This window comes from Streptomyces sp. NBC_00996, assembly GCF_045162675.1.
GTDB lineage: Bacteria > Actinomycetota > Actinomycetes > Streptomycetales > Streptomycetaceae > Streptomyces.
Genome location: NZ_CP108723.1, coordinates 6,638,662 through 6,654,051, shown reverse-complemented (window position 1 = coordinate 6,654,051; position 15,390 = coordinate 6,638,662). Strand labels below are relative to the sequence as shown.

The following is a 15,390-nucleotide window of genomic DNA, read 5'->3' as shown; positions in this document are numbered from 1 at the left end:
TCACAGTTATGGGGTGTTCGGCCGTCAGCCCTTGGTCGCGCCGAGTGTGATGCCGCCGATCAGCTGCCGCTCGGCGACCGCGTAGAAGGCGAGGGCGGGCACCATGGCGAGCACCAGGTAGGCGAAGATGCGGGCCACGTCGGCGGAGTACTGGCCCTGGAACTGCTGGATGCCGACCGGGATGGTCCACCAGGCGGGTTCGCTGAAGACGAGCAGCGGCAGCAGGAACTGGTTCCAGCTGCCCACGATGGCGAGGACGGAGACCGTGCCGAGCGCGGGCCGGGCCAGCGGCAGCAGGATGCGCCAGAAGAACCCGAAGCGGGTGCAGCCGTCGAGGGTGGCCGCCTCCTCCAACTCCGCCGGGATCTCCCGGAAGAAGCCGCGCAGGATGATGATCGTCACCGGCAGTCCGAAGGCCGCCTCGGGCAGGATCACGCCCCACGGGTTGTCCAGCAGTCCGAAGGTGCGCAGCAGAATGAACAGCGGCAGGATCGCGACCGCGAACGGGAACATCAGCCCCATCGTGAACAGGGTGAACATCAACTCACGCCCGCGGAAGGAGAACCGGGCGAGCGCGAACGCCGCCAGGGCCGCCGTCGCCACCGTCAGCAGGGTGGCGCCCACCGCGATCACCGTGCTGCTGCCGATGGCCCGCCAGAAGGAGCCCGAGCCGAGCAGCGAGGTGTAGTTCGAGGTCACCCACGGCGAGGGCAGCCCGAACGGGTTGGAGGAGAGCTGGTCGGTGGACTTGAAGCCGGAGATCAGGGCGTAGAGGAGCGGGGTGACCATGAAGACGCCGACCACCCAGAGCGTCACGTACACGGGCAGGCTGCGCAGCCGCCGGCGCCGCCGTGCGCTCTTTTGCAGCTCCGTCGTGGCGCTCATCGGTTTCCTCGCATGTTGGTGATGGCTCCTTCGGTGTCCCGGCGCAGCACGAAGCGCTGGTAGGCGAGCGCGAAGACCAGGCTGATCAGGAACATCACGACGCTGATGGCGCTGGCGTAGCCCATCTGATAGCGCTTGAAGCCGTACTGGACCATGCTGATCGCCATGGTCTCGGAGGCGTGGTCGGGGCCGCCTGTGGTGATGACCCAGACCAGGTCGAAGAGCTGGATGGAGTAGACGACGGAGAGGAAGGCGCTGATCCGGAGGGTCGGCGCGAGCAGCGGCAGCGTGATGTGCCAGAACCGCTGCCAGGTGCCGGCGCCGTCGATGCGCGCCGCCTCCTGCAGTTCCGCCGGAATGCCCTGAAGGCCCGCCAGGTAGAGCATCATGTGGAAGCCGAAGTACTTCCACGTCATGACGATGAAGAGGGTGGGCATCACGCTGTGCTGACCGGCGAACCAGTCGCCGCCCAGCCCGCCGAGCCCGACCTTGTCGAGGACCTTGTCGGCGAGCCCCTCACCCGGCGCGAAGATCATGCTGAACAGCACGCCGGTGATGACCTCGGACAGGATGTACGGGGCGAAGAACAGCATCCGGTACACGGCCCGGCCGCGCAGCTTCTGGTTGAGCAGCACGGCCATGACGAGGGCGAACGGCAGCTGCACGACGATGGAGAAGCCGATCAGCAGCGCGCCGCGCCCCAAGTCCCCGATGAACACGGGGTCCTTGAAGAGTCGCGTGTAGTTGTCGAGGCCGATGCTGTCCGAGGGCGAGCCGAAACCGCCCCAGTTGAAGAAGCTGACGTAGATCGCGTAGCCCATCGGCACCAGCACGAGCAGGCCGAACAGGATGAGGGCGGGGACCGTGAACACGACGGCCGACAGCCAGTCGTTCAGCCGGCGCAGCGGCGACCTGCGGCGCGCCGGGCCGGGGGCGGCGAGGTCCGGGTCGGTGTACTTGCCGACCTCGGTCACGTACGGCGCCGGCCCCCCTGAAGAGGTCGCGGAGGTCGAAGTCGAGTGGGTCATCGGCGGCGCTAGCTCTTCTCGCTCTTGGCGACCTGGGTGACCGAACGCGTCACCTGCTCGGGCGACTTGGAGCCCGCGATGAGGGCGGCGACGCTGTCGTTGATCTCCTGGCCGACGGCGGGGGCGTACGCCTGGTCGAGGTAGAGCTGGAAGCCGGTGGCCTTGTTCAGCATCCCGGAGACGGCGATGAGGTTGGGGTCGGTGAGCGCGCCGAGCGTGGCCTTGGACACCGGTATCAGGCCGGTCTGCTTGATGAGTTTCTCCGTGAACTCCTTCTCGGCGAAGAACTTCAGGAAGTCCAGCGCCTCCTTCGGCGCGTCCTTGCGCAGCGCGTGACCGCCGCCCCCGCCGAACACCTCGGTGAGCGCGCCCTTTCCGCCCTCGACGGCCGGGAAGGAGAAGAAGCCGAGGTCCTTGCCGATGCCCTTGCCGGAGTCGGCCTCGACGATCGGCGCCCACTGGCCCATCAGCTCCATGGCCGCCTTGCCGTTGCCCATCAGGGCCGCCTCGCCGTTGGGGTCGGAGTAGGCCCCGCCGAGGAATCCCTTCTGGAAGGGCTGCAGTGCGACGAGGTCCTTGAGGTGCTGGCCCGCCTTGACGAAGTCGTCGCCGGTGAAGTCGGCGTCGTCGGAGGCCTTCTGCATCGCTTCGAGACCGGCGACGCGCATCGAGAGGTACGCCCAGTAGTACATGCCGGGCCACTTCTCCTTGCCGGCCAGGGCGATGGGTGTGATGCCCGCCTTCTTGAGGGCCTGGATCGCGTCGAGGTAGCCCGACCAGGTGGTGGGCGGCGTGGTGATGCCGGCCTTCTTGAAGAGCGCCTTGTTGTACCAGAAGCCGACCGCGCCGATGTCGAAGGGGACTGCGTACAACTTGTCGTCGTACTTGTAGGCCGCCATCGAGGCGGGCACGTAGTCGGCGGTCCAGGGGACCTTGCCCGTCAGGTCCTCGACCAGGCCTGCGTCGAGCTGCCGCTTGAGGACGCCGCCGCCCCAGGTGTGGAAGATGTCCGGCAGCTTGCCCGAGGCGATCTGCGCGGTCATCTTCGACTTGTAGGCCTCGTTCTCCATCGTGACGACCTTGATCTTCACGTCCGGGTTCGCGGCCTCGAACTCCTTGGCGCGCTGGGCCCACAGCTTCTTCGCGGGCTGGGTCGTGGTGATGTTCCACCACTCGATGGTGGTCTTGCCCGAGCTGCTCCCGCCGTCGGACGAGCCGCAGGCGCTCAGGGCGGCCGCGCCCAGTCCGGTCGCCGCAGTGGCCGCCAGGAACCTCCGGCGGTTGAGGGGGGTGTAGGTGTTGCCCAACGCTCGCATCGCGCACCTTCCGGAAGAGTGCCGAAAATTATCGGTCGAGTGCGCACGGAAATTACGGGCGTGGGGTGAGTATGTCAACGCTCCTGACAAATATCGGGTGGTTGTTCGGCCGCGGATGGTTCGTGGCAGGTCGCGCGCCGTTCCCCGCGCCCCTTACAGGGCGCCTGTGCTCGCCCGGATCACCAGTTCCGTCGCGAGCTCCACCCTCGGCGACGCCGGCTCCTCGCCCAGCGCGAGCCGCAGCACCGTACGCGTCGCCAGCTTGCCCATGTCCGCGAGCGGCTGACGGACCGTCGTCAGCGGTGGAGCCGACCAGCGGACCTCCGGCAGATCGTCGAAGCCGACGACGCTCATGTCCTCGGGAACCCGCAGGCCACGGCGGCGCAGCGCCTCGATCGCGCCGAGCGCCATCTGGTCGCTGGCCGCGAACAGCGCGGTCGGCGGCTCGTCCAGGTCGAGCAGCGTGTTGCAGCCGTCGAAGCCGGACGCGTGGTAGAAGTCGCCCGGCACGATCAGGGCGTCGTCGACCGCGATGTCCGCGCTCTCCAGGGCCGCCCGGTAGCCGTCGAGGCGGGCCCGCGAGCACAGCAGCCGCGGCGGTCCCGCGACGAAGCCGATCCTGCGGTGACCGAGGCCGAGCAGATGCTCCGTCGCGGCCATGCCGCCCGCCCAGTTGGTGGCGCCGACGGTGGGCGCGTCCAGCGACGGTGACCCCGCCGGGTCGACGACGACGAGCGGCACGCCGAGGCGCCGCAACTCCTCGTGCAGCCGGGGTTCGAGGACAGAGGTCACCAGGATCACCCCGTCCGAGGCGCGGGCCCGGAGATTGGTCATCCACTGCTGGGCCGAGCCCGAAGCGCCGTGGATCGCGGAGACCACCGTGCCCACGCCCGCGGCGTGCGCGACCTCCTCGACCCCCCGGATGATCTCCACGGCCCAGGGACTGTCGAGGTCGTTGAAGACCAGGTCGATGAGGGCGGCCCGGTCGCCCGGCGCGGACGACTTGCGCCGGTAGCCGTGGTGGCGCAACAGGTCCTCGACCCGGGCCCGGGTCTCCGGGGACACGTCGGAGCGGCCGTTGACGACACGCGACACGGTGGGCACCGAGACCCCGGCCTCCCGGGCGATCTCGGTGATCGTCACCTTGTTCTTGATGCTCTCCCGGGCCACTGCGCCCACCTCCGTCGACGTGTTCAAGACTCCCCCACCAGCTCCGGCCTCACCAGCGAAACTTTGCAGGAGTCTTCCGGAAAACAGAGGTCGGCGGGAGGCCCAGCCGGAAACGCGGCCGTCAGGAGACCGCCTCGAACCGCCAACGGTGCACGGCCCTGGTCACCAACTCCCCGTCCGGCTCCGGAAGTTCGGGCAGCTCGGCGTCGTACTCGGCGTCCCACCACGTGATGACGAGGACGCGATCCTGAGCGGCCCGCAGGATCTCCAGCCGAAGCGGCTGCCCCGGCAGCTGCTTCGACCGCTCCCGCACCCAGTCGAGCAGCTCCCCGCCCCGCCCGGCGACCGCCCGCGCCTCCCACATCAGCGCGACGGTCACGAGTACAGGTTCTCCTTGCTGACCTCATGCACATGATCATGCGAGTGATCGTGAGAATGCCCGCGTCCCGGCACATGCGGGTCCGTCACCGGCAGTGACGAGTCCGCCGACAGGTCCCAGTCGGAAGCCGCCCGGTTCCGCGCGACCATCTCCGCGCCCAGCGCGGCCACCATCGCGCCGTTGTCGGTGCACAGCTTCGGCCGCGGCACCCGCAGCCGGATCCCGGCGGCCTCGCAGCGTTCCAGGGCCAGCGCGCGCAGCCGCGAGTTGGCGGCCACGCCGCCGCCGATCATGAGGTGGTCGACGCCCTGGTCCTTGCAGGCCCGTACGGCCTTGCGGGTCAGCACGTCCACCACGGCCTCCTGGAAGGACGCGGCCACATCGCGCACCGGCACCTCCTCTCCCGCCGCCCGCTTGGCCTCGATCCAACGGGCCACGGCGGTCTTCAGACCGGAGAAGGAGAAGTCGTACGCCGGGTCGCGCGGCCCGGTGAGCCCGCGCGGGAACGCGATCGCACGCGGGTCGCCCTCCTTCGCGTACCGGTCGATGACCGGGCCGCCCGGGAAGCCGAGGTTCAGCACCCGCGCGATCTTGTCGAAGGCCTCGCCGGCCGCGTCGTCGATGGTCGCGCCCATCGGCCGTACGTCGGACGTGATGTCCGTGGAGAGGAGGAGCGAGGAGTGCCCGCCCGATACGAGGAGCGCCATCGTCGGCTCCGGCAGCGCCCCGTGCTCCAGCTGGTCCACGCAGATGTGGGAGGCGAGGTGGTTGACGCCGTACAGCGGCTTGCCCAGCGCGTACGCGTACGCCTTCGCGGCCGAGACCCCGACGAGCAGCGCACCGGCGAGCCCGGGCCCGGCGGTGACCGCGATGCCGTCCAGGTCCTTCGCACTCACCCCCGCCTCCTTCAGCGCCCGGTCGATGGTCGGCACCATCGCCTCCAGGTGGGCGCGGGAGGCGACCTCGGGCACGACACCGCCGAAGCGCGCGTGCTCGTCGACACTGGAGGCGATCGCGTCCGCGAGCAGGGTGGTGCCGCGGACGATGCCGACGCCGGTCTCGTCGCAGGAGGTCTCGATGCCGAGGACGAGTGGTTCGTCAGCCATTGGTCTCGTTTCCTTGTACCGATGTGGAGCCCACGGCGGAGCCGCTGTCGGATGCCATGTGCAGGCGCATGACCAGGGCGTCGATGTTCCCCGGCTGGTAGTAGCCGCGTCTGAAGCCGATGGGTTCGAATCCGAAGCGCTCGTACAGCTTCTGTGCGCGGACGTTGTCCACGCGGCATTCGAGCATCACCTCGGCGCACTCGAACGCGGTCGCGGCCCGCAAAAGCTCGGTCAGCAGCCGGGCGCCGAGCCCGGTGCCCCACTGATCACGGGCGACGGCGATCGTCTGTACGTCGCCGAGGTCGCCGGAGGCAGCGAGTCCCGCGTAACCGACGAGCCGATCGCCGTCGGCGGCGACGACATACCGCCGCGTCGCCTCCGCCCCGCGGGAATGGGCCAGCTCGGACCAGAACATCCCGCGCGACCAGGCGTCCTCGGGGAAGAGGTCCTTCTCCAGCTCCAGTACGGGATCGATGTCCCACCAGCGCATCTCGCGCAGCTCGGCCGTCACTTGGGGGTGACCACCTTGTAGTTCTTGGGCACCTGGGCGTCCGGGCGCCTCAGATACAGCGGCCGGGGTGCCTCCAGCTCCTCGCCGGCGGCGAGCTTCTCCGCGGCCAGGGCGGCCAGCGCGGCCGCCGAGACGTGCTCGGGCGCGCGGGCGTCCGGGAACGTGTCGGGGTAGAGCAGCGCGCCCGCGCCGACGGCGGGCAGACCGCCGAGGTCCAGGTCGCCGGGGCGGTCCACGGCGGGGTCCGACACGCGCGTCCGGCGGTCGGCGTAGCGCGCCCAGTAGACCTCCTTGCGCCGGGCGTCCGTCGCCACGACGAAGGGGTCCTCGATGTCGGCCGCGTACGCGAGCCCGTCGAGGGTGCACAGGCCGTGCACGGGCACGCCGAGCGCGAGCCCGAAGGTGTCGGCGGTCATGAGGCCGACGCGCAGCCCCGTGTACGGGCCGGGGCCGACGCCCACGACGATGCCGGTGACGGCGTCCAGGTTGAGGCCTGCCTCGGCGAGCACCCGGTCGACGGCCGGCAGCAGCAGCTCTCCGTGCCGGCGCGCGTCCACCTGGCTCGATGTGGCGATGGCGGACGTGCCGTCGTGCAGGGCGACGGTCACGGCGGGGGTGGCGGTATCCAGAGCGAGCAAGAGCACGCAAACAGCCTACGGCGCCCGAGCCGGACGTACGGCCGCCCAGGTCTCGCGGTCCCCTGCTGCTACCGTCACAGCAAAGACGTACGAAGTACGAGAGGTGGGCACACAAGGTGGCTAGGAGCAGCTCGGGATTCGTGGCCGGGCTCACCGTGGCGGCGGTCGCCGCAGTCAGCTTCCTCGCCTACCAGGCGTCCGCGAACGTGCCGGACACTTTGGGAAAACCGCACACGAGCGCATCGCCCAAGGCCTCCGTCTCGAAGGCCCCCCGCGACAAGAAGAACCCGGCGGCGCTGCCCGCCCGGTCCGGCACCGGTGAGCGGGTCGTCTACTCGACGGACGACGACCGCGTGTGGCTGGTCGGCACGGACAACAAGGTCCAGCACACCTTCAAGGTCACCCCGGGCACGATCGACCCGACCGTCGGCTCCTACGCGGTCACGTCCCGCAACCGCGCGGTCACCGGATCGGACGGGGCGCAGATCGAGCATGTCGTACGGTTCGCCCTGGTCGACGGCGTGGCGGTCGGCTTCAGCGCGGCGGTGAACGGCTCGACGGCCGCGCCGGACAGCTCGAAGAAGCTCGGCGGCATCCGCGAGTCCCGCGCGAACGGCAACGCGATGTGGCAGTTCGCGACGATCGGCGTGAAGGTCGTCGTCATCCAGTAGCGGGCTTACGCCGCCTCCGGGCGTCGTACGCGCCGCGCCTGCACGGGCTCCGTCGCGCGCGGCGCGGGCTCGCGAGGCGGCCTCGACACCGCCTCGGCCGCGGCGCACGACGCCAGCAGATCCCGCATCGACACCCCGGCCACCACGCACGGCTGCGCCGGCTCGTCACGTTCTGAAGCCGACATGGACGCCTCCTGGGGCTTCGGGGGCAAGCGTGGTTAGGTAGACCTAACTACGAACTGATGTCCATGTGACCACGGCCGGGATGCCGAACGCAATATCTTGCCGACGTCTTGTCGGAACGTTCATGAAGAACTGGTCGGAATCTACGAAAGCCCAGGCCGGGAGGCGATGGCCGGGTGACCGGGGCGCGCCGAACCGGTCAGGCCGACAGCACGCTCAGATCGGCCGTCGCCCACCGCTCGCCGAGTCCCGTCAGCGTGACGTGCCGTACCTCGTCCACGGTGTCCCCGACGGCCCGGTGGATGACGACGTGCAGCCGGTCGTCGGTCAGCTCCTCGACCTTGCCCTCGCCCCACTCCACGACGATCACCGAGTCGGAGAGCGAGACGTCGAGGTCGAGGTCCTCCATCTCGTCGAGCCCGCCGCCCAGGCGGTACGCGTCCACGTGGACGAGCGGCGGACCATCGCCGAGGGAGGGGTGCACCCGCGCGATGACGAAGGTCGGAGAGGTGACCGCGCCCCGGACGCCGAGCCCCTCGCCGAGCCCACGCGTCAGCGTGGTCTTGCCCGCGCCGAGCTCCCCGTTCAGCAGCACGAGGTCACCCGCGCGCAACAGCTTGGCGAGTCGGCGGCCCAACTCCTGCATCTGTTCGGGGGAGTTGACGGTGATCTGCACGCTGACGCCGTCCTGCGCGGGCTCAGCCGGGTTGTGCGGTGCTGCTGGTGCTTCCATAGCCACCCACGGTAGCCCCTGCCGGGACGGCACCCGCGCGCATGAGGAGGTCGGCGAGACGGTCTATGACGACCTCGGGGTGCTCCAGCATCACCAGGTGTCCGGCGTCGGGTACGAGCACCAGCTCGGCGTCCGGCAGCAGGTCGGCAATCGCCTCACTGTGCTCGCTCGGGGTCACCAAATCCTTGACCCCGGCGAGGACGAGTACGGGCATCTCGGTGAAGTGCGCGAGCGCGGCGGTCTTGTCGTGCTCGGTGAACGCCGGATAGAACTCGGCGACCACGTCGATCGGCGTGCTCTCGATCATCCGCTCGGCGAACCGCTCGACCGCGGGATCGATGTCCCGGGTGGCGAACGAGTACCTCTTGATGACCCCGGCGAACAGATCGGCCGTGGCCCGCCGTCCCCGCTCCACCAGGGCGGCCTGCTGTCCAAGCGCCTTCAGTACGCCGGGGAGCACGCGTCGTACCGCGTTGACGCCCGCGACGGGCAGACCGAAGTTGACCTCGCCGAGCCGCCCCGACGACGTACCGACGAGGGCGACGGCGACGACCCGGTCGCGGATCAGCTCGGGGAACTGGTCGGCGAGGGCCATGACGGTCATGCCGCCCATCGAGTGCCCGACCAGCACGATCGGCCCGTCGGGCACCGCAGCGTCGATGACGGCCTTCAGGTCACGCCCGAGCTGATTGATGGTGAGCGGCGTCCCGTCCTCCGTCTGGGCGACGCCCCGCCCGGACCGGCCATGACTGCGCTGGTCCCAGTGCACGGTGCGCACCACACCGCGCAGCGCGGCACGCTGGAAGTGCCAGGAGTCCTGGTTGAGGCAATAGCCGTGGCTGAAGACGACGGTGACGGGGACCGGGGCCTTGCGGCCGAAGAGCCGGCGGCGGCGCGGGGCGAGCGGGGCTTCCGGCTCGGCGTCGTCGACCTCGTAGTACAGCTCGGAGCCGTCATCGGCGTACGCCTTGCCGGGGATGCCGCGCAGCGAGCCGTACGGGCCCGCCGAGTCGAGGGCGAGGCGGGCCTTCTGGCGCATGCCGCGACCCACCGTGAGCCGCTCTATGGCGACTCCTGCGGCGGCGCCCGCCGCGACCACGCCTATCGCGGCGCCCACGACACCGGCCTTGCGCCAGTTCCCGGCGGAGGCGGCGGCCGCCGAGGCCGCACTCGCGACGACCTCCGCGCTGCTCTCGCTCACGTCCCGCTCCTCTTCGTTTCTTCGCTCGCCGCCGGGTTCTGCTCTGCCAGGGGGGTGTTACCCGTCTTGTTCCTCGTACACATTCACGTAGACGCGCGGGACGCGGGTTCCGATCCGGGTGACGATTTCGTAGGCGATCGTGCCCGCCGCCCGGGCCCAGTCCTCGGCGGTCGGCTCGCCGCGGTCGCCCGGGCCGAAGAGAACCGCCTCCGCGCCCGGCGCGGGCTCGTCCCCGCCGAGATCGACGACGAACTGGTCCATCGCGACCCGGCCGGCGACCGTCCGCCACTTGCCGCCGACCAGCACCGGGCCGGTGCCGGAGGCGTGGCGCGGGATGCCGTCCGCATAGCCGACGGGCACGAGGCCGAGGGTGGTGTCGCCGGGCGTGGTGTAGTGATGCCCGTAACTGACGCCGTGGCCGCCCGGAACATGCTTCACCAGCGCCAGCGACGCGCTCAGCGTCATCACCGGGCGCAGCCCGAAGTCGGCCGGGGTGCCGAGCTCGGGGCTCGGCGAGATGCCGTAGACCGCGATGCCCGTGCGAACGAGGTCGAAGTGGGTCTCGGGAAGGGTCAGCGTGGCGGGTGAGTTGGCGATGTGCCGGACCTCGGGACGGACGCCCTGCTCCTCGGCGTACGCCACCATCTCGCGGAAACGGGTGAGTTGGGCCTGGATGGAGGGGTGACCGGGCTCGTCGGCGCAGGCGAAGTGCGACCAGAGACCGGTGAGGGTGATGAGCCCCCGGGCCTCGGCGCTCAGCGCCTCCCCGACGAGCTCGGGCCAGTCGGCGGGCTGACAGCCGCTCCGCCCGAGGCCGGTGTCGGCCTTGAGCTGGACGCGGGCGGGCGCGGAGGCGTCCCGGGCCGCCTGCACCACCTCCCGCAGCGCCCACATGCCACTCACCGACACGTCGAGATCGGCCTCGATGGCCTGCTTCCAAGGGCCGCCGGGGGTCCACAGCCAGCACATGATCCGCCCTTCGAGTCCGGCCGCTCGCAGGGCGAGGGCCTCCTCGGGGGTCGCGGTGCCGAGCCAGGTGGCGCCTGCCTCGCGCGCCGCGCGGGCACACGGCACCGCCCCGTGGCCGTACGCGTCGGACTTGACCACGGCCATCACGGCCGCGGACGGCGCGTGGGCGCGCAGGGTCCGCACGTTGGCCCGCAGGGCTGCCAGGTCGATCTCGGCGCGGGCGCGCAAGGGTGCTGTCTCGTTCATCGCGCCCCCAGTCTCTCAGAGGGGGCCGACAGCGCCCCGGGGCCGGTACCGGAAGGAGGCCGTCTGGCCGTCCGGCATCAGGTGCCGGCCCTGCGTCCCCACACGTACACGTGGTCGGCCGTCTTCGTGACGCTCCACAGTTTGCGGGCGTCGGCGAGGCGCAGATTGATGCATCCCCACGAGCCGTTGGGATCGTAGATGCTGCCGTAGATGGCGTGAAAGGCCTGTCCGCCACTGAAGAACTGGCTGTACGGCATGGGGCTGTTGTAGAGCGTCGACCAATGGTTCTTGTGCTTCCAGTAGATCTTGAACCAGCCTGTGCGGGTCCGGTACCCGGCCCGCCCGCTCCGCATCGGCACCGGCCCCCACAACACCTTCTTCCCCTTCTGCACCCAGGTGAGCTGGCGTTTCAGGTCCACACAGGCGACGCGGTACGACCGGACGGGGCACTTTCCGGCCGCGTTCGGGTTCTTCCTCGCCGAGAGCAGCTGCATATGGGCCCAGGTGACGGGTCCCGCGTACCCGGAGTTCGGCTTGATCCCATATTTCGTCTGAAACGACCGAATTGCAGCACAATCGGCGGCGGACTGCTTCCCGTCCACCTTCCGCTTCAGCCAGCGCTCCACCTGCCGCTGATACGGCCCCGTCCGCTTGCTGCACGTCACGGCCTTGCCCGCGGCGGCGTCGCTGAGCGGTACGTACTCGATGAGCACGTCCGTTCCGGCCGGCGCGTTCCGTGGCTCAACAGCGTCCTCCGCGGCCGTGGGGGTGTACACCCTCGGCGCGAGCATCTGGTCCGGCGTGTCGATCTGCCACGGCTGATGGGGGCCGGGGGGCACGCCGGGCACCAGCTCGCTCCCCGGTCCGGGAGCGGGGGGACCGCTCGCCGCCAGGGCACTCTCAACGGGCAACACGGCCAACAGCGCGAGCACCACCGCCGCGCCCCGGCACCTCATATGTCCGATCATCATGCAATCAGCCATACGCAACGGATCGCCGGTTCCGCCTGAGCCGCGCGGACCGGGTCCCCCATTCGGCCAAGGCTTTGTTTCGCCCCCGCCACCCCTGAAGGGGCGCGGAGAACTGCGCGACAAGCCCCCACCGTCCCACGGCCAAAAGACAACCCAGGGGGTCTGCGGGCGCAGCCCCCAGGTACGGGACGGGTAGGGGCGGCGGGGGCGAAACCCTCCCGGCGTTCAATCGCGGACGTCGCGCCACGCGTCCGGGATGGCGGAGGCCACGTCATGGGCTCCGACAGGCGCCCCGTCCGCGGCGAACCGCCCCGCGAGCCCATGGAGGTACGCGGCAACGCTCCCCGCGTCCGACGCGGACAGCCCGGCCGCGAGCAGCGAGCCGGCCAGCCCGGACAGCACGTCCCCGCTCCCCGCGGTGGCCAGCCAGGCCGTCCCCGTGGAGTTCACCCGCACAGCCCCGCCCCCCGCATCGGCCACCAGCGTCGTCGCCCCCTTGAGCAACACCGTCGCCCCGTACAGCCCCGCCAATTCCCGCACGGACGCCAGCCGGGCCCCCTCGACGGCCTGCCGCGAAACCCCGAGCAGCGCGGCGGCCTCCCCGGCATGCGGGGTCATCAACGTGGGCGCACTCCGCGCCCGTACGGCGTCCCGGTCCGCGAGCCGCAACCCGTCCGCGTCCACCAGCACGGGCACCTCCGCCGCGAGCACCTCCGCGACAGCCGACGCGTCGTCCCCGGCCCCGGGTCCCACGACCCACGCCTGGACCCGTCCGGCCCGCGCGGGCCCCTGGCCGGAGACGAGGGTCTCCGGGAAGCGCGCGATCACCGCGTCCGCCGCGGGTCCCACGTACCGCACGGCTCCCGCCCCACCCCGCAGCGCACCGGACACGGCGAGCACCGCCGCCCCCGGATAGCGCGCGGACCCGGCGGCGATCCCGACGACACCGCGCCGGTACTTGTCGCTCTCCGCCCCGGGCACCGGCAGCCGCGCCGCGACGTCCGCGTGCTGCAGCGCCTCCAGCTCGGCCTCGGCGGGCAGTTCGAGCCCGATGTCGACGAGGCGTACGGAACCGGCGTATCCGCGGGCCGGATCGATGAGCAGCCCCGGTTTGTGCGTCCCGAAAGTCACGGTGAGATCGGCGCGCACCGCCGCGCCGAGGACCTCCCCGGTGTCCGCCTCGATACCGCTCGGCAGATCGACGGCGACCACGGCGGCACGGGAGTCCGCGGCGAACTCGGCCAACGGCGCGGCGTCGGGCCGCAGCCCGCCCTTGCCGCCGATCCCGACGATGCCGTCGACGACCAGGTCGGCGCGCCGGATGAGACGCTCGGCGGCAGCGGGGGCGGCCGAGGTACCCCCCGCCCGCCGCAGCGCCGCCAGCCCCCCGGCATGCGTCCGTTCGGGGGCGAGCAGCACCGCGGTGACACCCGCGCCGCGGCGGGCGAGGCGCGCCCCCGCGTAGAGGGCGTCGCCGCCGTTGTCACCGCTGCCGATGAGCAGCACGACCCGGCTGGCGTACACCCGTCCCAGCAACTCCGCGCAGGCCGCGGCCAGTCCGGCGGCCGCGCGCTGCATCAACGCCCCCTCGGGAAGCCGCGCCATCAGCTCCCGCTCGGCGGTTCTTACGGTCTCCACGCTGTACGCAGTACGCATACCGCCGAGTCTCCCGTACCAAGGCCCGGCGCGCGCCCGAACGAACCGCCGCCCGCCGCCCGCCGCCCGCCGCCCGCTCGAACGAGCCAAGGCCCGGCGCCCGCTCGAAACACACCGACACCCGGCGCGCGGTCGAACGAACCAAGGCTCGCCCTGCGCTCGAGACACGCCGACACCCCGGCATGCCACTCGAAGCCCAGGAAGGCCCCCCGGCGTCGCCCCCGGCCGAGCTGCCGAACTGGCCGAACTACCCCTCCGCCACCACCACCGCCGAAGCCACCCCCGCGTCATGACTCAGCGACACATGCCACGACCGCACGCCCAGTTCGGCCGCCCGGGCCGCCACCGTGCCCTTGACCCGCAGCCGCGGCTGGCCGCTGTCCTCCACATAGACCTCGGCGTCGGTCCAGTGGAGGCCCGCGGGAGCGCCGAGTGCCTTGGCGAGCGCCTCCTTCGCGGCGAAGCGTGCGGCCAGCGACGCGATGCCCCGGCGCTCGCCGCTCGGCAGGTACAACTCCGGTTCCAGGAAGACCCGTTCGGCCAGCGCGGGCGTGCGCTCCAGCGATGCCCGGAACCGATCGATCTCGGCCACGTCGATACCGACCCCGATGATGCTCATGCCGGGCAGCCTACGACGGCCCGTCTCGGACGACGTACCTGTCACGGGCGACTGCCGACCTGCGACGACTTCCTCACGTAAGACACGGCAGTCACGTCAGCGCATCCTTCATGGGGCGTCCCCGGAGTGCGAGGTGTCCGGGGCGAAAAGGTCCTCCGCGCACTCAACCGCACCGGCCCGGTCGAGCCAGTCATTGAGGAGGCCGAGATCCGTGCACGTGGTGATGCACTCACGGACGTCGCCGGAGACGGGCAGGCCACGCACCTCCAGGACGCGCAGGATCCCCTTGGCCTCGCCCTCGGCCTTGCCATCGAGGTAGGCCTTCTCCATGACCGTGCCCCGGCCAGGGAAGTAGTTGACGAAAGTATCGAGAACCAGCAGCGCCCCATGCAGTCGACTGAGGCCAAGGGTGCAGACCCGCGCTCACGCGCAGGTCAGAGCAGCTTTGAGATGCGCCTCGCCTCCCCCGTGAACCGGAGAGCACTGCGCAAGATCAGAGGTAGAAGTAACTGGCGGCGCTCCAGTCCATCCCCGCGAGGGCACGGCCCAGTGCGTCCAGTATGGCGTCGATGTCGGAGCTGTTGGCGTGGGCGAGGGCGGAGAATGCGGCCATCGCAGGCTTCGCGGCTGCTGTCCTCGCGTCGGTGATCACCGGGAGGTTGTCCGGTCCGACGACGAGGGGGTACGTCCACTGTACGGTCCAGCCGCGGGCTCCCCAATCGAAGGGACCGGTCGCCCACTTGGCCGTGGCCCGGTCTCGGCAGACCACCAGAAGCAGCACTGGCAGACCGTACTTCGCCCGGAGATACGCGACGTAGTACGCCCAACTCGACGCCTTCTTCGGATCGCGCCGTTCCTGCGCCTCGACGGCGAGCAGGAAGTCGTCCCCGTCGGACGGGCTGACGCGCAGCACGGTGTCGATGTGGCGTTCCAGGGGCCTGCTTTCCGTCGCGTCGGAGACGATCGCGTACACCGTCGCCTTGTCGGGTAACGCGATGCCCAGCACCTTTGAAGACGGGAGCCAGGATCTCGGGCCGCTCCTGGAAGATGCGGTGCATGCCTTCGTACGACGAGCCGACCATCGGCTCTCCCTTCCGTATGACGTGAT

18 protein-coding genes are annotated in these 15,390 nt (G+C 70.7%); 1 reads left to right on the top strand and 17 read right to left on the bottom strand.

The features are described 5' to 3' along the window. Positions 1-24 precede the first annotated feature (24 nt). From OG390_RS31425 to tsaB, 8 genes are all read right to left on the bottom strand, one after another. The gene (locus OG390_RS31425) at positions 25-885 is read right to left on the bottom strand and encodes a carbohydrate ABC transporter permease (RefSeq protein WP_406172773.1); all 861 of its coding nucleotides are present in this window, start codon (positions 883-885) and stop codon (positions 25-27) included. Beyond that, a complete protein-coding gene (locus OG390_RS31420) occupies positions 882-1,859 on the bottom strand; it encodes a carbohydrate ABC transporter permease (RefSeq protein WP_406172772.1) in 978 nt (325 codons plus the stop codon). The genes OG390_RS31425 and OG390_RS31420 overlap by 4 nt, the downstream gene beginning before the upstream one ends. A 62-nt stretch (positions 1,860-1,921) precedes the next feature. After that, positions 1,922-3,229: an extracellular solute-binding protein gene (locus OG390_RS31415; RefSeq protein WP_406172771.1), complete on the bottom strand. Its 1,308-nt coding sequence runs from the start codon at positions 3,227-3,229 to the stop codon at positions 1,922-1,924. A gap of 153 nt (positions 3,230-3,382) precedes the next feature. Further along, the gene (locus tag OG390_RS31410; protein ID WP_406172770.1) at positions 3,383-4,426 is read right to left on the bottom strand and encodes a LacI family DNA-binding transcriptional regulator; all 1,044 of its coding nucleotides are present in this window, start codon (positions 4,424-4,426) and stop codon (positions 3,383-3,385) included. Between the two features lie 94 nt (positions 4,427-4,520). After that, complete coding sequence (locus OG390_RS31405; protein WP_406172769.1) at positions 4,521-4,778, bottom strand: hypothetical protein; 258 nt, start codon at positions 4,776-4,778, stop codon at positions 4,521-4,523. Continuing rightward, positions 4,775-5,884, bottom strand: coding sequence for a tRNA (adenosine(37)-N6)-threonylcarbamoyltransferase complex transferase subunit TsaD (gene tsaD, locus OG390_RS31400; RefSeq protein WP_406172768.1), 1,110 nt, complete (start codon positions 5,882-5,884; stop codon positions 4,775-4,777). The genes OG390_RS31405 and tsaD overlap by 4 nt, the downstream gene beginning before the upstream one ends. Next, on the bottom strand, positions 5,877-6,374 hold the full coding sequence (rimI, locus tag OG390_RS31395) for a ribosomal protein S18-alanine N-acetyltransferase (protein WP_406177941.1): 498 nt from the start codon (positions 6,372-6,374) through the stop codon (positions 5,877-5,879). The genes tsaD and rimI overlap by 8 nt, the downstream gene beginning before the upstream one ends. A gap of 17 nt (positions 6,375-6,391) precedes the next feature. Continuing rightward, positions 6,392-7,039, bottom strand: coding sequence for a tRNA (adenosine(37)-N6)-threonylcarbamoyltransferase complex dimerization subunit type 1 TsaB (gene tsaB, locus OG390_RS31390; protein WP_406172767.1), 648 nt, complete (start codon positions 7,037-7,039; stop codon positions 6,392-6,394). Positions 7,040-7,149: 110 nt separating this feature from the next. Between tsaB and OG390_RS31385 the strand changes: the two genes are divergently transcribed. Next, complete coding sequence (locus OG390_RS31385) at positions 7,150-7,704, top strand: hypothetical protein (RefSeq protein WP_406172766.1); 555 nt, start codon at positions 7,150-7,152, stop codon at positions 7,702-7,704. 5 nt (positions 7,705-7,709) lie between these two features. Here the strand turns inward: OG390_RS31385 and OG390_RS31380 are convergent, their stop codons facing one another. The 9 genes from OG390_RS31380 to OG390_RS31340 all read right to left on the bottom strand — a co-directional run bounded on the left by OG390_RS31380 (position 7,710) and on the right by OG390_RS31340 (position 15,288). Then, positions 7,710-7,889, bottom strand: coding sequence for a hypothetical protein (locus tag OG390_RS31380; RefSeq protein ID WP_406172765.1), 180 nt, complete (start codon positions 7,887-7,889; stop codon positions 7,710-7,712). A 197-nt stretch (positions 7,890-8,086) separates the two neighbouring features. Beyond that, a complete protein-coding gene (gene tsaE / locus OG390_RS31375) occupies positions 8,087-8,620 on the bottom strand; it encodes a tRNA (adenosine(37)-N6)-threonylcarbamoyltransferase complex ATPase subunit type 1 TsaE (RefSeq protein ID WP_406172764.1) in 534 nt (177 codons plus the stop codon). After that, positions 8,586-9,821, bottom strand: coding sequence for an alpha/beta fold hydrolase (locus OG390_RS31370; protein WP_406172763.1), 1,236 nt, complete (start codon positions 9,819-9,821; stop codon positions 8,586-8,588). The genes tsaE and OG390_RS31370 overlap by 35 nt, the downstream gene beginning before the upstream one ends. Positions 9,822-9,878: 57 nt before the next feature. Continuing rightward, positions 9,879-11,036: an alanine racemase gene (gene alr, locus OG390_RS31365; RefSeq protein ID WP_406172762.1), complete on the bottom strand. Its 1,158-nt coding sequence runs from the start codon at positions 11,034-11,036 to the stop codon at positions 9,879-9,881. A 77-nt stretch (positions 11,037-11,113) separates the two neighbouring features. Next, positions 11,114-11,992 carry a L,D-transpeptidase family protein gene (locus tag OG390_RS31360; protein ID WP_406177939.1) on the bottom strand — a complete coding sequence of 293 codons (879 nt, stop codon included), beginning with the start codon at positions 11,990-11,992 and terminating at the stop codon, positions 11,114-11,116. A gap of 240 nt (positions 11,993-12,232) precedes the next feature. Continuing rightward, positions 12,233-13,663: an NAD(P)H-hydrate dehydratase gene (locus OG390_RS31355; protein ID WP_406172761.1), complete on the bottom strand. Its 1,431-nt coding sequence runs from the start codon at positions 13,661-13,663 to the stop codon at positions 12,233-12,235. Between the two features lie 247 nt (positions 13,664-13,910). Continuing rightward, positions 13,911-14,282: a holo-ACP synthase gene (locus tag OG390_RS31350; RefSeq protein ID WP_406172760.1), complete on the bottom strand. Its 372-nt coding sequence runs from the start codon at positions 14,280-14,282 to the stop codon at positions 13,911-13,913. A gap of 108 nt (positions 14,283-14,390) precedes the next feature. Continuing rightward, on the bottom strand, positions 14,391-14,612 hold the full coding sequence (locus OG390_RS31345) for a hypothetical protein (protein WP_406172759.1): 222 nt from the start codon (positions 14,610-14,612) through the stop codon (positions 14,391-14,393). Between the two features lie 163 nt (positions 14,613-14,775). After that, positions 14,776-15,288, bottom strand: a complete 513-nt coding sequence (locus OG390_RS31340; protein WP_406172758.1) for a hypothetical protein — start codon at positions 15,286-15,288, stop codon at positions 14,776-14,778. Between the last annotated feature and the right edge of the window lie 102 nt (positions 15,289-15,390).